General features: G+C 69.7%; 17 protein-coding genes and 2 pseudogenes. 16 read left to right on the forward strand and 3 right to left on the reverse strand.

The features are described from left to right. The first annotated feature begins 266 nt into the window (after nucleotides 1-266). The 11 genes and pseudogenes from H9L41_RS17940 (at nucleotide 267) to H9L41_RS26290 (ending at nucleotide 11,392) form a co-directional block, all read left to right on the forward strand. Entirely contained in the window at nucleotides 267-1,478 is a 1,212-nt protein-coding gene (locus H9L41_RS17940) for an SIS domain-containing protein (protein ID WP_028445310.1), read from the forward strand. Next, a complete protein-coding gene (locus H9L41_RS17945; RefSeq protein ID WP_028445311.1) occupies nucleotides 1,465-2,427 on the forward strand; it encodes an ROK family protein in 963 nt (320 codons plus the stop codon). Before H9L41_RS17940 ends, H9L41_RS17945 begins: the two co-directional genes overlap by 14 nt. 25 nt (nucleotides 2,428-2,452) lie before the next feature. Further along, nucleotides 2,453-3,799, forward strand: a complete 1,347-nt coding sequence (locus H9L41_RS17950; RefSeq protein ID WP_028445312.1) for a D-tagatose-bisphosphate aldolase, class II, non-catalytic subunit — start codon at nucleotides 2,453-2,455, stop codon at nucleotides 3,797-3,799. 74 nt (nucleotides 3,800-3,873) lie between these two features. Next, nucleotides 3,874-4,641 carry a DeoR family transcriptional regulator gene (locus H9L41_RS17955; protein WP_028445313.1) on the forward strand — a complete coding sequence of 256 codons (768 nt, stop codon included), beginning with the start codon at nucleotides 3,874-3,876 and terminating at the stop codon, nucleotides 4,639-4,641. Next, complete coding sequence (locus H9L41_RS17960) at nucleotides 4,638-5,771, forward strand: N-acetylglucosamine-6-phosphate deacetylase (protein ID WP_028445314.1); 1,134 nt, start codon at nucleotides 4,638-4,640, stop codon at nucleotides 5,769-5,771. Before H9L41_RS17955 ends, H9L41_RS17960 begins: the two co-directional genes overlap by 4 nt. A gap of 127 nt (nucleotides 5,772-5,898) precedes the next feature. Further along, entirely contained in the window at nucleotides 5,899-6,933 is a 1,035-nt protein-coding gene (locus H9L41_RS17965; protein ID WP_028445315.1) for a histone deacetylase family protein, read from the forward strand. 12 nt (nucleotides 6,934-6,945) lie between these two features. Further along, the gene (locus H9L41_RS17970) at nucleotides 6,946-8,067 is read left to right on the forward strand and encodes a polyamine ABC transporter substrate-binding protein (RefSeq protein ID WP_028445316.1); all 1,122 of its coding nucleotides are present in this window, start codon (nucleotides 6,946-6,948) and stop codon (nucleotides 8,065-8,067) included. An 8-nt stretch (nucleotides 8,068-8,075) separates the two neighbouring features. Next, nucleotides 8,076-9,338, forward strand: coding sequence for a M24 family metallopeptidase (locus H9L41_RS17975; protein WP_051318822.1), 1,263 nt, complete (start codon nucleotides 8,076-8,078; stop codon nucleotides 9,336-9,338). After that, complete coding sequence (locus H9L41_RS17980; RefSeq protein ID WP_157461895.1) at nucleotides 9,335-10,657, forward strand: hypothetical protein; 1,323 nt, start codon at nucleotides 9,335-9,337, stop codon at nucleotides 10,655-10,657. The genes H9L41_RS17975 and H9L41_RS17980 overlap by 4 nt, the downstream gene beginning before the upstream one ends. A 40-nt stretch (nucleotides 10,658-10,697) precedes the next feature. Continuing rightward, a pseudogene (locus H9L41_RS26285) lies at nucleotides 10,698-10,826 on the forward strand (double zinc ribbon domain-containing protein); the annotation flags it as partial. Nucleotides 10,827-11,056: 230 nt separating this feature from the next. Next, complete coding sequence (locus tag H9L41_RS26290; RefSeq protein ID WP_373282048.1) at nucleotides 11,057-11,392, forward strand: ComF family protein; 336 nt, start codon at nucleotides 11,057-11,059, stop codon at nucleotides 11,390-11,392. Nucleotides 11,393-11,574: 182 nt separating this feature from the next. On the opposite strand, the gene nadC is transcribed toward H9L41_RS26290, so the two are convergent. The 3 genes from nadC to H9L41_RS18000 form a co-directional block, all read right to left on the reverse strand. Beyond that, nucleotides 11,575-12,420, reverse strand: coding sequence for a carboxylating nicotinate-nucleotide diphosphorylase (gene nadC / locus H9L41_RS17990; protein WP_028445319.1), 846 nt, complete (start codon nucleotides 12,418-12,420; stop codon nucleotides 11,575-11,577). Nucleotides 12,421-12,854: 434 nt separating this feature from the next. After that, the gene (pstS, locus tag H9L41_RS17995; protein ID WP_169730151.1) at nucleotides 12,855-13,889 is read right to left on the reverse strand and encodes a phosphate ABC transporter substrate-binding protein PstS; all 1,035 of its coding nucleotides are present in this window, start codon (nucleotides 13,887-13,889) and stop codon (nucleotides 12,855-12,857) included. 146 nt (nucleotides 13,890-14,035) lie between these two features. After that, complete coding sequence (locus tag H9L41_RS18000; protein ID WP_028445321.1) at nucleotides 14,036-14,404, reverse strand: Mth938-like domain-containing protein; 369 nt, start codon at nucleotides 14,402-14,404, stop codon at nucleotides 14,036-14,038. A 146-nt stretch (nucleotides 14,405-14,550) separates the two neighbouring features. Between H9L41_RS18000 and H9L41_RS18005 the strand changes: the two are divergent. The 5 genes and pseudogenes from H9L41_RS18005 (at nucleotide 14,551) to thrC (ending at nucleotide 19,614) form a co-directional block, all read left to right on the forward strand. Continuing rightward, nucleotides 14,551-15,776: pseudogene (locus H9L41_RS18005) on the forward strand (pyridoxal phosphate-dependent aminotransferase). Nucleotides 15,777-15,881: 105 nt separating this feature from the next. Then, nucleotides 15,882-16,247, forward strand: coding sequence for a GNAT family N-acetyltransferase (locus H9L41_RS18010; RefSeq protein ID WP_265584067.1), 366 nt, complete (start codon nucleotides 15,882-15,884; stop codon nucleotides 16,245-16,247). Nucleotides 16,248-16,257: 10 nt separating this feature from the next. Further along, on the forward strand, nucleotides 16,258-17,583 hold the full coding sequence (locus H9L41_RS18015; RefSeq protein WP_028445324.1) for a homoserine dehydrogenase: 1,326 nt from the start codon (nucleotides 16,258-16,260) through the stop codon (nucleotides 17,581-17,583). Nucleotides 17,584-17,653: 70 nt separating this feature from the next. Beyond that, on the forward strand, nucleotides 17,654-18,202 hold the full coding sequence (locus H9L41_RS18020) for a GNAT family N-acetyltransferase (protein ID WP_051318824.1): 549 nt from the start codon (nucleotides 17,654-17,656) through the stop codon (nucleotides 18,200-18,202). Continuing rightward, a complete protein-coding gene (thrC, locus tag H9L41_RS18025) occupies nucleotides 18,199-19,614 on the forward strand; it encodes a threonine synthase (protein WP_028445326.1) in 1,416 nt (471 codons plus the stop codon). The genes H9L41_RS18020 and thrC overlap by 4 nt, the downstream gene beginning before the upstream one ends. Nucleotides 19,615-19,729 lie beyond the last annotated feature (115 nt).

The raw sequence follows: 19,729 nt of genomic DNA on the forward strand, positions 1-19,729 counted from the left end.
CCGAGGCCCGCCTCCGGCGTGGGTTCGTGCTGTCGTTTCTTTCCAAGAAAAGCACATGAAACGGTATGCGCTTGCCCGCTCCGGATGTGCCTTCCGGCTCCAAGCTCTTGTTATTTACCTTTTATATCAATGAATTGTATCTGAACGACAGCCCGGTGTCGCGGCTATCCAGTCGACACGATCCAACATGACTTTTCATTTTTGACCTTTCGTTGACAAATCGAAGGATAAAAACTATCGTTTGCTCATCCCAGGAACTTTCGAACATGAATCGACCCTCGCCACCACCGCTCCTCCTGCAACGCGACCCGTCCGCCTGGCTCCAGCTCGGCGGCCTCGATACCGCCCGCGAGATCGCCCAGCAGCCCGCCGTCTGGCGCGCGCTGGCCGATACGCTGGCGGCGCAGCAGGCTCGCATCGAGGGCTTCCTGGGCGATTGGCTGGCGCAACCCGGCCACCGCGTGATCCTGACCGGCGCCGGCAGCTCGGCCTACATCGGCCAGATTGCGGCCGACAGCCAGGCCGGCGCCTGGCCGGCGCAGGTGCGTGCGATCGCCAGCACCAGCCTGCTGACCCATCCCGAGTGCTACCTGACGCGCGAGCAGCCCACCTTGCTGGTGTCCTTCGCCCGCAGCGGCAACAGCCCGGAAAGCCTGGCGGCGGTGGCGTTGCTGCGCCAGCGCGTCGCGTCGGTGCGCTTCCTCAACATCACCTGCAACCCCGACGGCGCCCTGCTGCGCGACAACGCGGAGCGCGACGACAGCCTGAATCTGCTGATGCCGGCCGGAAGCTGCGACCGCGGCTTCGCCATGACCAGCAGCTTCAGTGCGATGCTGCTGGCGGCGCTGGCGGTGCTGGAACGCGCGCCGTGGCGCGAACGGCTGGAACGGATCCGGCAACTGGCCGGCCAGGCCGAGTCGGCGCTGGCCGACTGGTCGCCGGCCGTCGCGCAACTGGCGTGGAAGCCGTACGAGCGGGTCGTCTACCTCGGCAGCGGTCCGCTGGAGGCGCTGGCGCGCGAGGCGGCGCTGAAGGTGCTGGAGCTGACCGGCGGGCGCGCGCTGGCGATCGCCGATACGCCGCTGGGCTTCCGCCACGGCCCCAAGTCGATGCTGAATCCCGCTACCGTGGTGCTGATGTTCCGCAGCGTCTCGGCCGTCGCGCAGCGCTACGAGCAGGACCTGCTGGACGAATTGCGGCGTGACCGGGTCGCTGCGGCCGTGCTGTCGATCGGCCCCGGCGAGGCGGCCGCCTTCGCCGCGCCGGCCGTTGCCGCGCCGGCCGTCGCTGCGGCTGCCGGCGCCGGGCCGGTCGGATGCTCCGACGGCTGGTTGGCGCCGCTGTGGCTGCTGGTGGCCCAGCAGTTCGCCCTGCACCAGTCGGTGGTGCAGGGCCTGACGCCCGACAACCCTTTCCCCGACGGCACGGTCAACCGCGTCGTCCAGGGCGTGACCATCCATTCCCATGACCTCGACTGAGCGCTACCACTACGGCATCGACATCGGCGGCAGCAAGATCGAGCTGGTCGCCTGCGACGCCGCGCTGGATGTCTGCCACCGCCAGCGCATCGCCACGCCGGCGCAGGATTTCGACGCCTTCGTCGCCGCCGTGGCCGGCCTGGTCGAAGCGGCCGACCGGGCGCTCGGCGTGCCCGACGGGGCCGCGCCGGTACCGGTCGGCCTCGGCATGCCCGGCATCGTCGACGCGGCCAGCGGCGGCCAGCTGAGCTCCAACGTGCCGGCGCTGAACGGCCGCCAGGTGGCGCCGGCGCTGGCGGCCCGGCTGGCGCGGCCGGTGCGGATGGGAAACGACTGCCAGTGCTTCGCGCTGTCCGAGGCCAATGGCGGCGCGGCCCAGGAATTCGACAGCATGTTCGGCGTCATCCTCGGCACCGGCGCCGGCGGCGGCTACTGCCTCGGCGGCCGGCTGGTGGCCGGCTACAACGGCCTGGCCGGCGAGTGGGGCCACTGGTCGATTCCGGCCAGCCTGCTGGCCCGCCACCGGCTGCCGCTGCTCGACTGTCCCTGCGGCCTGCGCGGCTGCCTCGAGCGCTACGTATCCGGCAGCGGGCTGGCCATGCTGTACCGCCATGTCGATCGGCAAGCCGAGCTGCGGCCGGGCTGCGACGCGCCCGAGATCGCCGAGCGCGCCGGCCGCGGCGAGGCGCTGGCGCAGCAGGCGCTGGCGATCCATCTCGACCTGCTGGCCCACGGCCTGGCCGGCCTGGTGCTGGCGCTGGACCCGCATGTGTTCGTGCTCGGCGGCGGGCTGTCCAGGCTCGGCCACCTCTACCGCGATCTGCCCGCTGCGGTGGCGCGCCATCTGTTCAAGGGGGCGCGCGTGCCGCCCATCGTGCCGCCGGCCTTCGGCGACGCCGGCGGCGCGCGCGGTGCGGCGCTGCTGGCGCGCCAGCACGACCGAGCCTGATCCGCCCTTCATGCCAGGAATGCCCATGTCCATCGTCCCGAGCCGCGCCGCGGCCTCTCCCGTCCAGGCCCTGGTCGCCGCCCACCGGCGCGGCGAGCCGGTCGGGCTGTACAGCGTCTGCTGCAGCAACGAGCAGGTGCTGCGCGCCGCGATGCAGGTGGCGCAGCGCTACGGCACGCCGCTGCTGATCGAGGCGACCTCCAACCAGGTCGACCAGTTCGGCGGCTACACCGGCATGACGCCGCCGCAGTTCCGCGACTTCGTGCTGCGGCTGGCGGCCGAACAGGGCTTTGCGGCCGAACGCATCGTGCTCGGCGGCGACCACCTCGGCCCCAACGCCTGGCAACAGCTGCCGGCCGAGACCGCGATGGCGCGCGCCTGCACCTTGATCGCCGCCTACGTCGAGGCCGGCTTCCACAAGATCCACCTCGATTGCAGCATGGCCTGCGCCGACGACCCGGCGCGGCTGTCCGACGACCTGGTGGCCGCGCGCTCGGCCCGGCTGGCCGCGGTCGCCGAGGCCAGCGCCGCCCGCGCCGGGCTGGCGCCGCCGGTCTACGTGATCGGCACCGAGGTGCCGGTGCCCGGCGGCGAGGCCTCGCTCGGCGCCGGCGTGGCGGTGACCCGGCCCGAGGCGGCGGCGCAGACGCTGGACGCGCACCGCCAGGCCTTCGCCGCCGCCGGGCTGGACGCCGCCTGGCAGCGGGTGGTGGCGCTGGTGGTGCAGCCCGGCGTCGATTTCGACCACAGCCGCATCCAGCACTACGACCCGGCCGCCGCCGCTGCGCTGTCGGCCTTCGTCGCCGGCCAGCCCGGTCTGGTCTACGAGGCCCATTCGACCGACTACCAGACCGAAACCGCGCTGCATGCGCTGGTACGCGACCATTTCGCCATCCTCAAGGTCGGCCCGGCGGCGACCTATGCGCTGCGCGAGGCGCTGTTCGCGCTGGCCGCGATCGAACGCGAGCTGCTGCCCGTCGAGCAGCGCTCGCACCTGGTCGAGGTGCTCGAACGCTGCATGCTCGAGCGGCCCGGCCACTGGCAGAAACACTATCCCGGCAAGCCGGACGAGCAGCGCCTGCTGCGCCGCTTCGCGCTCAGCGACCGCTGCCGCTACTACTGGGGCGAACCGGCCGTGCGGCAGGCGGTGGCGCGGCTGTTCGCCGGCCTGGAGCAGACGGCGCTGCCGCCGACGCTGCTGAGCCAGTTCCTGCCGGAGCAGTACGAGGAGGTGCTGCTGGGCAGGCTGGCCGCGACGCCCTCGGCGCTGGCGCAGCACAAGGTCGCCCAGGTGCTGGCCCGCTATGCGCGCGCCTGCGCGCGCAACGAAGCCGCCACGGCGCCGAAAATCGAAAGACAGGGCGCGAAATGACTTTCGAACCATCGATCGCAAGCAGTAAGCTTTCGCCTTCGCAACCCATATCACCGCGAAGGAAAGCATCAGCCATGCGAAACACCAGTCAACGCCGCGAGCGGATACTCCAGCAGCTGGTCGCCCAGGGCGGCGTCCAGGTTTCCGAGCTGGTCGCGCAGCTGGGCGTCTCGGCGGTCACCATCCGCACCGACCTGGCCCAGCTCGAAAGCCAGGGCCTGGCCACCCGCAACCACGGCGGCGCCACGCTGAACCGCACCCCGCCGCAGGAGCACAGCGTGCGGCAGAAGGACAGCCTCAACAGCGCCCAGAAGGAAGCGATCGGCGCCTGCGCCGCGCGCCTGGTGCAGCCCGGCGACAACATCATCATCGACTCCGGCACCACCACCATGCCGCTGGCGCGCCACCTGCACGACCTGAGCGGGGTCACGGTGATGACCAACGGCCTCAATATCGCCTGGGAGCTGGCCAATGCCAGCAGCGTCGAGCTGATGCTGACCGGCGGCCTCCTGCGCCGCCAGGCGCTGTCGATCCAGGGCGCGCAGGCCGAGGCCTGCCTCGGCGCCTACAACTTCGACAAGCTGTTCCTCGGCGTGGACGGGCTGGACCTGCAGTTCGGCCTGACCACCCACCACGAGGCCGAGGCGAGCCTCAACCACAAGATGGTCGAGCGCGCACGCAAGGTCATCGTGCTGACCGACTCGTCCAAGTTCGGCCGCGTCAGCCTGCACCGCATCGCGCTGCTCGACCGCGTGCACACCGTCATCACCGATGCCGGCATCGGCGCCGAGTACCGCGAAGGATTGCAGCGGCTCGGCATCGAACTGATCGTGGCCGAATGAAGCCCCAGGCGCTGCACGGCCGCATCCTGACGCCCGCGGGCTGGCTGCAGGGCCGCATCGACTTCGCCGAGCGGGTGCTGGGCCTGAGCGAGGCCGACGCCGCGGCGGCCGATGCCGCGGCGGCCGGTGCCGAGCCGCAGTGCCTGATCCTGCCCGGCTTCGTCGACCTGCACGTGCACGGCGGCGCCGGCATCGACGTGATGATGGGCGGCGACAGCGCCGCCGCGGTGGCCCGGCTGCACGCGCGCCACGGCACCACCGCGCTGCTGGCCACCACCATGACCGCGTCGGAAGACGACATCGTGCGGGCGCTGCAGGGCATCGCCCGGAACATCGCCGCACAGCCGGCCGACGGCGCGCGCATCCTCGGCGTCCACCTCGAAGGCCCCTACCTGAGCCTGCTCCGGCTCGGCGCCCAGCCGCCGCTGGTGGTGCCGGCCACGCTCGAGCAAGTGCGCCGGCTGCACGCGCTGGCGCCGATCAAGGTGCTGACCATGGCGCCCGAGATTCCCGGCCAACTCGAACTGATCGGGCCGATCAGCGCGCTGGGCATCCGCGTCCAGGTCGGCCACAGCGCCGGCAGCTACGACGACGGCGTGGCGGCGCTCGCGGCCGGCGCGGCCGGTTTCACCCACCTGTTCAACGGCATGACCGCGCTCGACCACTACGAGCCCGGCATCGCCGCCGCCGCGCTGGCGCACGCCGAGTACGCCGAGATCATCCCCGACCTGCAGCACGTCCACCCCGGCGCCTTGCGGTCCGCGCTGCGCGCCATTCCCAAGCTGTACGGCATCACCGACGCCACCGCCGCCACCGGCATGCCCGACGGCGAATACGCGCTGGGCCCGCAGCGCGTATACAAATGCATGGGCTGCGTGCGGCTGGCGTCCGGCGGCTCGCTGGCCGGCAGCGCGCTGACCATGGATCAGGCGCTGCGCAACCTGGTGTCGATCGGCCTGGACCTGGCCGACGCCTCGCAGCGGCTGTCGCGCTTCCCGGCCGACTACCTGGGCCTGACCGACCGCGGCCGGCTGCAGCCGGGCGCCTGGGCCGACCTGGTGGTGCTCGACGCGCAATTGCAGGTGCGGCAGGTGTTCGTCGAAGGCCGGGCGATTCCGCTGGCCGGCTGATCGGCGCCGGACATCCGGGCACCTGCCGTGAGGGCCGGACGCCGGCACGTCCGCGCTGCCCGCGCCGGCATCGGCGAGCGCCTTCCGGCCCTAGACAACGTCAACGACACCCAGCAAGGAACGCCCGATGCTCACCGTCTACTCCGACCAGCACCGCCTGCACGCGCCCGCCTTCGAGATCCTCGACGGCGAACTGACCCCGGTATTCGAAAAGCCCGAACGCGCCGACCTGGTGCTGGCGCGCGTGCGGGAACGGCAACTCGGGCCGGTGGCCCTGCCGTCCTCCTACGGCCTGGCGGCCGCTCGGCGGGTGCACCGCGACGACTACCTCGACTATCTCGCCGGCGCGCACGCCGAATGGCTGGCGGCCGGCCACAAGGGCGACGTGCTGCCCTATGTCTACCCGGTGCGCAGCCTGCGCCAGCTGGCGCCGCGCCATATCGACGGCAAGGCCGGCTATTACGCGATGGACGCCAGCGCGCCGATCTGTGCCGGCACCTGGCAGGCGGCGCAGGCTTCGCTCGACTGCGCGCTGACCGGGCTGGATGCGCTGCTGGCCGGCGCGCGCGGCGCCTTCGCGCTGTGCCGGCCGCCCGGCCACCACGCCGGGACCGATTTCGCCGGCGGCTATTGCTACCTGAACAACGCCGCCATCGCCGCCCAGGCCTGGCGCGACGCCGGCGCCGCCAAGGTGGCGCTGCTGGACGTCGACTACCACCACGGCAACGGCAGCCAGGCGATCTTCTACCGCCGCGCCGACGTGGTGTTCGCCTCGATCCACGGCCATCCGGCCGACGAGTACCCGTTCTTCCTCGGCTATGCCGACGAGCGCGGCGAAGGCGACGGGCTGGGCAGCAACTTCAACTATCCCCTGCCGCTGGGCAGCGGCTTCGCGCTGTGGCGCGCCGCGCTGGACGACGCCTGCGCGCAGATCGCCCGCAGCGGCGCCACGGCGCTGGTGGTGTCGCTGGGCGTGGACACCTTCAAGGACGACCCGATCTCGCAGTTCAAGCTGGACAGCGACGACTACCTGCGCATCGGCGAGCGGATCGCAGCGCTGGGCGTGCCGACGCTGTTCGTGCTCGAAGGCGGCTACGCGGTGGCCGACATCGGCGTCAACGCGGTGAACGTGCTGGAAGGCTTCGAAAGCGCCCAGCGGTAGCGAATCCACGCCATGACCAAGACAAGCGAGTACAAGCCGATGGTTAAGCCATACCTGGACATCCTCGCGGCGGGCGCCGTGGCGACCCTGTCGCTGACGGCCCAGGCCGCCGGCCAGCTGAACATCTACAACTGGAACGATTACGTCGGCGCGCAGACCGTGCCCAGCTTCGAGCGGGCCAACGGCGTCAAGGTCAACTACGACGTCTACGACAGCAACGAGACGCTGCAGGCCAAGCTGCTGACCGGCAAGTCGGGCTACGACATCGTGGTGCCCTCGCTCGAATTCGCCGCCAGGCAGATCCAGGCGGGCGTCTACCTGCCGCTGGACAAGTCCAGGATTCCCAACTGGGGCAACCTCAACCCCGAGATCCTGAAGAAGGCCGAAATGGCCGACCCGGGCAACAAGTTCCTGGTGCCCTATATGTGGGGCACCACCGCCTTCGGCATCAACGTCGACAAGGTGAAGAAGGTGCTCGGCGCCGAGCCGCTGCCGGCCGACGAGTGGGAGCTGATCTTCAATCCGAAGTACACCCGCAAGCTCAAGTCCTGCGGCATCTCCTTCCTGGACATCGGCAGCGACGTCTATTCGATGGTCAACATCTACCTCGGCCGCGACGCCAACGACTACAGCGAGGCCCGGCTCAAGGCCGCCAACGAGGTGCTCAAGCAGGTGCGCGCCGACGTGCGGGTGTTCAACAGCTCGCCGATCGACCTGCTGGCCGGCGGCGACGTCTGCGTGGCGATGGCCTTCAACGGCGACACCTACATGGCCAAGGACCGCGCCGAGAAGGCCGGGAACGGGCAGAAGATCGAATACGTGGTGCCGAAGAAGGGAACCGTGATGTCGATCGAAAGCATGGCGATCCCGAAGGACGCCCGGAACGTCGACAACGCCCACAAATGGATCGCGCACGTCCTCGAGCCCAAGGTGGCGGCCGAGATCTCCAACACCGTCAATTACGCCAATCCCAATCTCAAGTCGGCGCCGTTCGTGGACAAGAAGATCGCCGGCGATCCCAAGATCTTCCTGACCCAGGAAGCGCTCGCCAGGCTGACGGCCAGGCAGCCGATAGCGCCGGCGGCGCAGAAGCTGATCGGCCGCTATTTCAACCTGTTCAAGACCGCCAGGTAGGGATCGCCATGGCCTTCACGCCGGAAGAACTGCAGCAGCTGCAGGACCTGGTCGACGAGCGGGTCGAGGCACGCCGCGCCCCGTTCTCCGGCGAGGAATACCGCGCGCGCCTGGCGAGGCTTCGGGCCGCGATGACGGCGGCCGGGGTCGACCTGGTGCTGCTGTCCTCGCCGGAATCGCAGTGCTGGCTGCATGGCTACCAGGCGCGCTGGTACCGCACCGGTTCGAGCACGGCCTGGCCCCCGGTCAACTTCACGGCCGTCCACCGCGATCACGACCGCCTGATCGTGTTCGACACCCAGGACCATGCCCACCTGATCGCCTTCACCTCGATCGCCACCGACCTCCGGCACCCCGCAGGCGGCGACCCGGACCTGGACGGCGCGCATGCCTACGTGCTGGAGGCGCTCGCTGCCGAAACGCCGTCCTGGCTGAGCGGAACGGTGGGGATCGAAAAATGGTCGCCGCGGCAGAACGCGGCCACCACCGACAACCTGGCGACGCAGTTGCAGCGCCGCGATCTGGCGGTGCGGGACGTCTCGGTCATGCTGCGCGCGCTGCAAAGCATCAAGTCCGACGAGGAGATCGCGCTGATCCGCGCGGCCTCGCTGATCCTCGACCGGGCCTATGCCAGGCTGGAACAGGTCCTGAAGCCCGGCATGACCGAGCGCCAGGTGTGGGCCCTGATGGAAACCTACATGGCCGACGAAGGCGGCGAAACCAGTGCCTTGCACAACACCGTTTCGCGTACCCGCAACTACTGCCACGCGCTGTCCGGCGACCGGCCGATCGGCCAGGGCCAGTTGCTGCTCGACCCGTGCGCGGTGCTGCACCGCTACCACGCCAATACCGCGCGCCAGTTCTTCCTGGGGAAGGCGGTGCCGGACGCGCTGCAGCGGGCCAGCAGCGTCGCGGCCGGCGCGCTCGAAGTGCTGCTGGAGTTCGGCAAGGTCGGGGCGGCGTTCAGCAAGGTGAGCGACGAGCTGCAGCGGTATTACGAGCGCGAAGGGCTGTGGGGTATCCGCGACTGGATCGGCGGCTACCAGCTCGGCATCGCCTTCCCGCCCGACTGGGTGGGCGAGTTCACCTGGAGCGTCGAAGAGGACAGCGCCGACACGCGGATCATCGAGCACGGCCTGGTCACCAACTTCGAGAGCTTCGTCGGCGGCGCCGGCTTCATCGACACCATCGTCTTCCTCGACGAGGCGCGCGGCGGCACCCAGGTGCTGTCGGGCCGCCAGCGCGTGATCTGCCTGATCGACAACGAGTGACCCGACCGGCCGCGGCCGATGCGCTCGGCGTCGGCGCGGCGAAGGTGCCGGCGCTTTCACCGGCGCCTCGCCCGTCGGCCGCCGCCCGGCCGAATCCATCGTTTCTCCACGTTTGCTTCTTTATCATGCCGCACTGGCCGGCCAGGCCGGCGAAGAAGCCAAGATCAACACGCGGGACGGAGGACGCAATGAACAGGCAACGATCGAAGACCATGGGTTCGCTGATGGTCATGGGCGGCTCGGGCGGCCGCAAGCCGAACGGCGGCGGCGACGGACCGATGGGCCACTACGCGCCGATCGCCTCGGGTCGGGTCGATATCGGCCTGAGCAAGGCGCAGATGGCGTCCTCGCAGCCGGTGCAGCTCTGGCGCAGCCAGGCCCGCAAGAAGGCCGCGATGATGGCCGACGTGCATCAGCAGTTGCAGCCGGTCGCCCAGCGATCGATGACCGCGGCCCGCCAGCGGCAGAGCGAGGCCGCCAGCATGCAGCAGAGCCTGGCCGGCAAGAGCGCCTTGCTCGGCAAGCTCAGGGAAAAGACCGCGCTGAAGAAGCTGGATCTCGACCGGCGGCACGGCGAGATGCTCGAGCGGATGGGCCGCGAAGCCAGCCACAGCAACTACGACGAGCGCGACACCTATCTCTATCGCGAGCATTCGCTGCCCTACCTCGAAACCATGATGGTGCACCGCAGGGCCGGCAACGAGATGGGCGCGGCCTATCGCGCGAACGACCTCAGCAAGCCCTACAGCTTGGCGGTGCAGCACGGCCACGCCCACGGCAACAACCGCAACGCTCCGAATACGGTCGACTTCCAGGAGCTGCGCCGGACCAACGATGCCGACGAAATGCAGGGCATGGTGGTCACCCACAACCACCCGAGCAGCCAGCCGCTGTCCGATCCGGACGTGCTCACCAGCATGAGGTACGACCTCGCCCAGGTCCGCGCAGTCGGCAACAAGGGCGTCTTTTCCCTGAAGCGGCCGCAAAACGGCTGGAACTATGTAGCCCCCTTCGGCAACGGAACCAGCAGCCAGGCCCGGCTCGGCAGTCATATGGATGCGGCGACCCAACAGGACTTGCAGTCATCGCAGCGCAAGGAGGTCGAGAGGAAGCTGCGCCATCAGGTCGAACCGAAAAGCGACGATCCCAAGATCGACAACCTTCTGCGCCTGCGACAGCATCACCAGGTCCGTCGTTTCGCCGCCGATATCGGCGCCACCTACACCGCACCCCAACGCTACGTCGACGAGATGACTGCGCAGCTCGGCGTGGACTACCCGCTCAAGCAGGCGAATCAGCGCAGCAAGATCAACAAGTAAGGCCGTCGTGCGGTTGCCGAGCGTGGCGATGCCGGAAATCATGAATCGATCGAAGCGCGCCCGCCTGCTCGACCTTCTGCTGCCGCAAGCCTGCCTGCTGTGCGCGGCCGACGCGGCGGCGGACGGCTGGTGCGCCGGCTGCCGCGCCGAGCTGCCCTGGCTGACCACCTCGCGCTGCCCGGTCTGCGCGCTGCCGACGCCGCAGGGCGAACGCTGCGGCGCCTGCCTGCGATCGCCGCCGGCCTATGCCGCCACCGTCGCGGCCTGGGCCTACCGCTGGCCGCTCGACCGGCTGATCCCGCCTTCAAGTATGGCCACGACCTGGCCCTCGCCCATCCGCTGGCCGATGGCCTGGCCCGGGCCGCCGCCACGGCCGAACGGCCCGAGCTGCTGGTCGCCATGCCGCTGCATCCGGCCCGGCTGCGCGAGCGCGGCTTCAATCAATCGCAGTTGCTGGCGCAGCGGCTGGCGACCGCGCTGGGCTTGCCGCTGGATCGGCATGCCGTACGCCGGATCAAGGACACGCCGCCGCAGGCCAGCCTGCCGTGGGACGAACGCCGCCGCAGCATCCGCGGCGCCTTCGCAGTGGCGGACGGGCTGGCCGGCCGCCATGTCGCGCTGGTCGACGACGTGATGACCACCGGCGCCAGCCTCGACGAGCTGGCGCGCAGCCTGCTCGCGGCCGGCGCCGTGCGGGTCGACTGCTGGGTGGCCGCACGGGCGCTACGCGACTGAGCGCCGGCCGCATCGGCTGCGCCGCCATCACGACGGCAAGCGCGCAAGCGCGGCTTCAGCCGCGAAAGCCATGGCGGCAAGGTCGCTTTCGAGGCTGAAGCCGCAACTACATGGATCTGTCGAGGCCGGGCGCCATATCGTTCGGGCAGGCGCCCGCTCAAGCAGCCGGCCACCGCCCGAGCTCAATCGAAGGCGAAGCGCATCGACAGGTCGATCGCCTGCACGTCCTTGGTCAGCCGGCCGATCGAGATGCGGTCCACCCCGGTCTCGGCGATCGCGCGCACGGTCGCCAGCTCCACCCCGCCGCTCGCCTCGAGCTCGGCGCGGCCGGCGCTGCGGCGCACCGCCTCGCGCATGTCGTCGTGGCTCATGTTGTCGAGCAGGATCGCCGTGGCGCCGGCGGCCAGCGCCTGGTCGAGCTCGGCCAGGCTCTCCACCTCGATCTGGATGCTCACCCCGCTCGGCGCCAGCGCGCGCGCGGCCGCCATCACCGGGGCAATGCCGCCGGCCGCGGCGATGTGGTTCTCCTTGATCAGGATGCCGTCGTACAGCCCCATGCGCTGGTTCTGGCCGCCGCCGACGCGCACCGCGTACTTCAGCGCCAGCCGCAGGCCCGGCAGGGTCTTGCGGGTGTCGTGGACGCGGGCCGAGGTGCCCTCGACCGCCTCGACGTAGCGCCGGGTGGTGGTGGCGACCGCCGACAGCGTCTGCAGAAAGTTGAGCGCGCCGCGCTCGCCGGTCAGCAGCGCGCGCGCCAGGCCTTCGATGCCGCACAGCACGGTGCCGGCCGCCACGGTTTCGCCCTCGGCCACGCGCCAGTCGACGCGCACCGCCGGATCGACCTGGCGGAAGCATTCGTCGAACCAGGCCTGGCCGCACACCACCGCCGCTTCGCGCGCGATCACGGTCGCGTGGCCGGGACGGTCGGCCGGGATCAGGCGGGCGCTCCAGTCGACGGCGCCGATGTCCTCGGCGAGCGAGGCGGCGACTTGCTGGGCGATCAGGTGGGCGGGCGGCAGCGGGATCATGGCGGGCGTCTCGTTGTTTTCGGGGGAGCCGCGATTGTACCGCGCAATAAAAAGCGCCGATCCGGGGGATCGGCGCGCGAGTCAACTGTTGTTCTGGGGAGAGCAAAGTTGTGGGCGCAGCATGCCCGCGGCGCCGGCCGGCTGCCGCTGCCATGCGACGAATGCCCGGCCGGACGGCCCGAATCGCGGCGAAACGCGATGAAATGCGCGGCGCGCGGCCTGTCATTAAGTGCTCACTGGCGTTGTAGCCTCGAGCGAAGCGAGGCTCGCTCTGGCCCACCCCACGAAGTCTCCGACTTCATGGGGACCCCGGCACGGCGAGGGCGGGGGAGTAGGAATAAATCAGGGAAGGCCGGTGGTCGAGCTTGCATTGATCGCAAGCGCCCGGCTCCGCCGGGCGTTTCACCTCAGACCGAGCCGCAGCTCCGGGTGATTCAAGCGCCGGCCTTGAAGCCGTACTGGCGACTCCACGCCTTGCGCACACCGATCTTCATCGACTCCGGCAGCGCCACGTAGCCGAGCTCGCGCAGCGCAGCGTCGCCGTTGCGATAGCCCCATAACAGGAAGTCCAGCGTCTTCAGCGCCTCCTTGCCGCGCGGCAGCAGCGCGAAGGTCGCGGTCGCCATCGGCCAGCCGGCGTAGGTGTCGCTGTCGGCCAGCACCAGGTAGAAATCCGGGTCGCCGGCGTACAGCAGCTTTTCCGCCTCGAACTGCGCCGCGGCCTGGATCGAGGCCGCGCTGGCCTTGACGAAGGTGCCGACGCGATTGGGCAGTTGCGCCACGTTGAGCTTGTCCTTCAGCGCGCGGCCGAATTCGACGTAACCGATCGAGCCCGGCACCGCCCTGACCCGCTCGACCACCCCGCCGCTGCCCTGGCCGCCGCTGCCGGCGAGCCCCGCCAGCTGCTTGCCCACGCCCGGCCCCTTCTTCCAGTCGGCCGAGCGCGCGGACAGGTAATAGCTGAACACGAAGGTCGAGCCCGAGGCGTCGGAGCGGAACACCGGCTTCACCGGCAGGTCCGGGATCTTCGGCGCGATCTCGTCGTTGAGGTTGAGGATGGCGGCGTCGGTCCAGCGCTTGATGCGGCCGGTGTAGATGCCGGCCAGGACGTCGGCGTTGAGCTTGAGCGCGCCGTCCGGCACGCCGGGCAGGTTCACCGCCGGCACGATCGCGCCCATCGCCACCGGGAACTGGCGCAGGCCCTTCTCGTCGAGCTCGGCGCGTTTGAGCGGCTCGTCCGAGCCGCCGAAGTCGACCTGCTTGGCCGCGATGCGCTTGACGCCCTCGCCCGAGCCCACGCCGGCGTAAGCCACCTCGGCGCCGCCCTGCTGGCGGTAGAGCTCGCCCCAGCGCTGGTACAGCGGTTCGGCGAAGGTCGAGCCGGCGCCGCTGAGCGAGGCCGCCAGCAGGCTCGGCGCCAGCATCGCAGCCAAGGCGGCCAGCACGGGCCGGCGGAGAATATATTGCAATGCAACAAACGACGGCCGCGACGCGGCGGAATGGCAATTCATCGCGTTGGATTCCTGGTTCGTTCCGGAATGATTTGAAGTAAAGACGGCTTGCCGCCCCGGCAGCGTGCAGGGCGACGACCGGATCGACGCGGAAGCGGCCGGCCTCAGCCGAACAGCACCGCGGCGACCACCCGGCGGTCTTCCGCCACCAGGATGTTGAAGGTGCGGCACAGCGCCGACAGGTCCATCGCGTCGACGCCGACGTGGGCCGCCATCAGCGCGCGGGTCAGGCGCGGATGCGGGAACTGCAGCCTGCTGCCGGTGCCGAGCAGCACCACCTCGGGCTGCAGCGCCAGCAGCGCGGCGAAGTCGTCCTCGCTCAGCTCGGCGAAGCTGGCCGGCCGCCACGGCTCGATCGAGGTCGGCGCCACGATCAGGCTGCCCTCGTGGCGCTGCTGGTTGATCGAGACGTGATCGGCGCCGTAGCCGGTGAAGACATTGAGGTGGGTCGGCGCGTGGGCGTGCAGTTTCATGAGGTGGGTGACTGGGGCGACAAGGGGTCGAAGCCGCCATTTTACCCGCCGCGGCAGGGAATAAAGCCGTGTCCCAAAGCGAATATTGCGGTGCAAGAAACTTTGCTACCATCGTCCGCTCCCCTCGACACCCCCGATTGCCCACGATGCGCGCCGTCAAGAAAAGCCAGAAGCTCGACAAGGTCTGCTACGAGATCCGCGGTCCGGCCCTGGCCCGCGCCAAGCAGATGGAAGAAGACGGCCAGCGCATCATCAAGCTCAATATCGGCAACCTGGCGGTGTTCGGCTTCGAGCCGCCCGAGGAGATCGTCCACGACGTGATCCTCAACCTGCCGCACGCCGGCGGCTACGCCGATTCCAAGGGCCTGTTCTCGGCGCGCAAGGCGGTGATGCACTACGCCCAGCAGAAGGGCATCAAGGGCGTCGGCATCGAGGACATCTACATCGGCAACGGCGTGTCCGAGCTGATCCTCTTGAGCATGAACGCGCTCCTGGACAACGGCGACGAGGTGCTGGTGCCGGCGCCGGACTACCCGCTGTGGACCGCCGCCATCTCGCTGTCGGGCGGCACCGCGCGCCACTACCTGTGCGACGAAGCCAACGGCTGGCTGCCCGACCTCGACGACATCCGCTCCAAGATCACCGAGCGCACCCGCGCCATCGTGGTGATCAACCCGAACAACCCGACCGGCGCGCTCTACCCCGACGACCTCTTGCGCGGCATCCTGCAGATCGCCCGCGAGCACGAGCTGATCGTCTACGCCGACGAGATCTACGACAAGACGCTGTACGACGGCCACAGCCACACCAGCCTCGCCTCGCTGGCCGAGGACGTGTTCTGCGTCACCTTCAACGGCCTGTCGAAGAACTACCGCGCCTGCGGCTACCGCGCCGGCTGGATGGTCCTCTCGGGTGACAAGCGCCATGCCCAGGACTACATCGACGGCCTCAACATCGTCGCCTCGATGCGGCTGTGCGCCAACGTGCCGAGCCAGCACGCGATCCAGACCGCGCTCGGCGGCTACCAGAGCATCGCCGAGCTGGTGGCGCCCAACGGCCGGCTGACGCGCCAGCGCGACCTGGCCTGGGCGCGGCTGACCGCCATCCCCGGCGTCAGCTGCGTCAAGCCCAAGGGCGCGCTCTACCTGTTCCCGCGGCTCGATCCGAAGATCTACCCGATCGCCGACGACCAGGCCTTCATCACCGAGCTGCTCGAAGAAGAAAAAGTGCTGCTGGTCCAGGGCACCGGCTTCAACTGGCCGACGCCGGACCACCTGCGCGTGGTGTTCCTGCCCATCTCGACGAGCTCGAGGAAGCGCTGGACCGGATCGAGCGCTTCCTGGCCGGTTACCGCAAACGCCACGCGGTCTGACCGCCCCGCGCCGAGGCCCTCATGCAGAACGAAATCCAGATCATCCGTCTCAGCGACGACCAGGGCCAGGCGATCCACGCCGAATGGCTGGCGCGCGCCGAGGCCGTGCACCGCGAGCTGCGGCCGCAGATCCAGCCCGACTACGCCGGCCAGCTGGCCGGCATCTTCGCCGACGGCGGCCGCCTGGTGATCGCGGCCGACGGCGAGGACGTGCTCGGCGTGGCGCTCTACCGCTGCTACCGCGATACCTTTTCCGGCACCAAGTTCTACGTGGACGATCTGGTGACCACCTCCAGCCGGCGCTCACGAGGCGTCGGCCGCACCCTGCTCGACTGGCTCCAACAGGAAGCGCGGCGGCTCGGCGCACGCAACTTCATCCTCGATTCCGGCACCCAGCGCACCGACGCGCACCGCTTCTACTTCCGCGAGGGGCTGGTGGTCGAGTGTTTCAATTTCCGAAAATCCCTGTAGGCACAAGCGCATGAAACCCATTCAGGTAGGTTTGCTGGGCTTCGGCACGGTCGGCTCGGGCGTGGCCAAGGTATTGGCCCGCAACGCCGAGGAAATCGGCCGCCGCGCCGGCCGCGCCATCGAAGTGAAACGCGTCGCGGTCCGCAACGTCGAGAAGGCCCGCGCGGTGGCGCCGGCCGCGGTGGTCGAGGGCCTGGCCTTCGGCACCGATTTCCACGCGGTGGTCGACGACCCCGAGATCAGCATCGTCTGCGAGCTGATCGGCGGCACCGCGCTGGCCAAGGACCTGGTGCTGCGCGCCATCGCCAACGGCAAGCACGTGGTCACCGCCAACAAGGCGCTCTTGGCCATCCACGGCAACGAGATCTTCGCCGCGGCGCAGGCGCGCGGCGTCACCGTCGCCTTCGAGGCCGCGGTGGCCGGCGGCATCCCGATCATCAAGGCGGTGCGCGAAGGCCTGACCGCCAACCGCATCGAGTGGATCGCCGGCATCATCAACGGCACCTCGAACTTCATCCTGACCGAGATGCGCGACAAGGGCGCCGCCTTCGCCGACGTGCTGGCCGAGGCGCAGCGCCTGGGCTATGCCGAAGCCGACCCGACCTTCGACATCGAGGGCCACGACGCGGCCCACAAGCTGACCATCCTGTCCGCGCTGGCCTTCGGCATCCCGATGCAGTTCGACAAGGCCTACCTCGAGGGCATCTCCAAGCTGACGCGCGAGGACATCGGCTACGCCGAGCAGCTGGGCTACCGCATCAAGCTGCTGGGTATCACCCGCCGCCGCGCCAACGGCATCGAGCTGCGCGTGCACCCGACGCTGATCCCGGCCAAGCGCATCATCGCCAACGTCGACGGCGTGATGAACGCGGTGGTGGTGCAGGGCGACGCGGTCGGCCAGACGCTGTATTCGGGCCGCGGCGCCGGCTCCGAGCCGACCGCCTCGGCGGTGGTGGCCGACCTGGTCGACACCACCCGGCTCTTGACCGCCGACCCCGAGCACCGCGTGCCCCACCTGGCCTTCCAGCCCGACCGGCTGTCCGACCTGCCGATCCTGCCGATCGAGGAGGTCGAGACCTGCTACTACCTGCGCCTGCGCGCGCACGACCGCCCGGGCGTGATGGCCGACATCACCCGCATCCTGGCCGACCTCGGCATCTCGATCGACGCGATGATGCAGAAGGAGCCGGCCGAGGGCGAACAGATCGTCGACATCATCATCCTGACCCACCAGGCGGTGGAGCGCAGCGTCGACACGGCCATCCAGCTGATCGAGAGCCTGCCGACCATTTCCGGCAGCATCACCAAGCTGCGGCTGGAAAACCTCGACAAGTGAGCGCGGCCGGGGCGCGGGCCGGCGATCCGCCGGCCGCCCTGCCCCGCGCCGTCCCGAATCATCCGATCCCATGCCTACCGTACCCGCGCTCGAATTCCTGCCCGCCCGCCGCAGCGATCTCGCCGAGATCGTCCGCATCTACAACAGCACCGTGGCCTCGCGCCAGGTGACCGCCGACCTCGAACCGGTCAGCGTCGAATCGCGCCAGGCCTGGTTCGACGCCCACCAGGAGGACCGCCGCCACCCGCTGTGGCTGATCCGGTCGGCATCCGGCGAGCTGCTGGGCTGGATGAGCCTGTCGGCCTTCTACGGCCGGCCGGCCTACGGCGCCACCGCCGAGATCAGCGTCTACCTCGACGAGGCCGCACGCGGCCGCGGCGTCGGCCGCGGCGCGGTCGAATTCGCGATCGCGACCGCCCCGCGGCTCGGCATCAAGACCTTGCTCGGCTTCATCTTCGCCCACAACGCACCGAGCATGCGGCTGTTCGAATCGCTGGGTTTCGGCCAGTGGGCGCTGCTGCCCGACGTGGCCGAGCTCGACGGCGTCGAGCGCTCGCTGGCCATCCTCGGCCTGCGGCTGGATGCCAGGGATCAAACGAACCCGGAGGGTTCCGCATGAACTACATCAGCACCCGCGGCGGCATGGCCCCGCAGACCTTCACCGACATCCTGCTCGGCGGCCTCGCGCCCGACGGCGGCCTGGTGGTGCCCGACACCTATCCGCGCATCGAGCCGGCGCTGCTCGAAGCCTGGAGCGCGCTGAGCTACGCCGAGCTGGCCTTCGAGATCGTGTCGCGCTTCGCCACCGACATCCCGGCCGCCGACGTGAAAAGGCTGGTCGAGGCGGCCTACACGCCGGAAGCCTTCGGCCACGCCGACATCACCCCGCTGACCGAGCTCGAACCCGGCCTGCACCTGCTGCACCTGTCCAACGGCCCGACGCTGGCCTTCAAGGACATCGCCATGCAGTTGCTGGGCCAGCTGTTCGAATACGTGCTGGACCAGCGCGGCGAGACCATCAACATCGTCGGCGCCACCTCGGGCGACACCGGCTCGGCCGCCGAGTACGCGATGCGCGGCAAGCGCGGCGTCAACGTGTTCATGCTGAGCCCGCACGGCCGCATGAGTCCGTTCCAGCGCGCCCAGATGTTCAGCCTGCCGGACGCCAACATCCACAACCTGGCGGTCGAGGGCACCTTCGACGACTGCCAGGACATCGTCAAGGCGATCAACAACGACGCCGGCTTCAAGGCGAAGTACAAGATCGGCGCGGTCAACTCGATCAACTGGGGCCGGGTGGTGGCCCAGGTGGTCTACTACTTCCGCGCCTACCTGGCGGTCGCGCCGCGCATCGGCGCGCCGGTCGACTTCGTGGTGCCGTCGGGCAACTTCGGCAATATCTGCGCCGGCCATATCGCGCGCCAGATGGGCCTGCCGGTCGGCCGCCTGATCGTGGCGACCAACGAGAACGACGTACTCGACGAGTTCTTCCGCACCGGCCTCTACCGCGTGCGCGGCTCGGCCGACACCCATGCGACCTCGAGCCCGTCGATGGACATCTCCAAGGCCTCCAACCTCGAGCGCTTCGTGTTCGACCTGATCGACCGCGACGGCGCCGAGCTGGCGCGGCTGTGGCAGGAGGTCGACAGCACCGGCGGCTTCGACCTCGGCAAGACCCGGTATTTCGCCCGCATGGTCGGCGAATTCGGCTTCGCCTCGGGCAAGAGCACCCACGCCGACCGCATCGCCACCATCCGCGCCGCGCATGCGCGCTGGGGCGTGGTGATCGACCCGCACACCGCCGACGGCGTGAAGGTGGCGCTGGAGACGCGCCGCGACGGCGTGCCGATGGTGACGCTGGAAACCGCGCTGCCGGCCAAGTTCGAGGCGACCATCGTCGAGGCGCTCGGCAGCACGCCGCCGCGCCCGGCCGAACTGGCCGACCTCGAGCAGCGGCCGCAGCGCAGCACGGTGATGGCGAACGACGCCGCCCTGGTGAAGGCCTTCATCCAGCAGGCGCTGGACCGCTGAAGCGGCCCATTCCACCGCATGCGGAAACGGCGTCGTCGGACGCCGTTTTTCATTGGCGGCACAGCGATTCCATGCACACCGGCCGAATGTCGGCAGCGCCCGCCGGCCCGGACCA

Origin of the sequence: Chitinimonas koreensis, from assembly GCF_014353015.1 — a bacterium.
Lineage (GTDB): Bacteria > Pseudomonadota > Gammaproteobacteria > Burkholderiales > Chitinimonadaceae > Chitinimonas > Chitinimonas koreensis.

Bases quoted from the DNA above. Each gene is read 5' to 3' on its own strand.
- H9L41_RS17940 (WP_028445310.1), top strand. From the start codon at position 267: ATGAATCGACCCTCGCCACCACCGCTCCTCCTGCAACGCGACCCGTCC.
- H9L41_RS17945 (WP_028445311.1), top strand. From the start codon at position 1,465: ATGACCTCGACTGAGCGCTACCACTACGGCATCGACATCGGCGGCAGC.
- H9L41_RS17950 (WP_028445312.1), top strand. From the start codon at position 2,453: ATGTCCATCGTCCCGAGCCGCGCCGCGGCCTCTCCCGTCCAGGCCCTG.
- H9L41_RS17955 (WP_028445313.1), top strand. From the start codon at position 3,874: ATGCGAAACACCAGTCAACGCCGCGAGCGGATACTCCAGCAGCTGGTC.
- H9L41_RS17960 (WP_028445314.1), top strand. From the start codon at position 4,638: ATGAAGCCCCAGGCGCTGCACGGCCGCATCCTGACGCCCGCGGGCTGG.
- H9L41_RS17965 (WP_028445315.1), top strand. From the start codon at position 5,899: ATGCTCACCGTCTACTCCGACCAGCACCGCCTGCACGCGCCCGCCTTC.
- H9L41_RS17970 (WP_028445316.1), top strand. From the start codon at position 6,946: ATGACCAAGACAAGCGAGTACAAGCCGATGGTTAAGCCATACCTGGAC.
- H9L41_RS17975 (WP_051318822.1), top strand. From the start codon at position 8,076: ATGGCCTTCACGCCGGAAGAACTGCAGCAGCTGCAGGACCTGGTCGAC.
- H9L41_RS26290 (WP_373282048.1), top strand. From the start codon at position 11,057: ATGCCGCTGCATCCGGCCCGGCTGCGCGAGCGCGGCTTCAATCAATCG.
- nadC (WP_028445319.1), bottom strand. From the start codon at position 12,420: ATGATCCCGCTGCCGCCCGCCCACCTGATCGCCCAGCAAGTCGCCGCC.
- H9L41_RS18000 (WP_028445321.1), bottom strand. From the start codon at position 14,404: ATGAAACTGCACGCCCACGCGCCGACCCACCTCAATGTCTTCACCGGC.
- H9L41_RS18015 (WP_028445324.1), top strand. From the start codon at position 16,258: ATGAAACCCATTCAGGTAGGTTTGCTGGGCTTCGGCACGGTCGGCTCG.
- H9L41_RS18020 (WP_051318824.1), top strand. From the start codon at position 17,654: ATGCCTACCGTACCCGCGCTCGAATTCCTGCCCGCCCGCCGCAGCGAT.
- thrC (WP_028445326.1), top strand. From the start codon at position 18,199: ATGAACTACATCAGCACCCGCGGCGGCATGGCCCCGCAGACCTTCACC.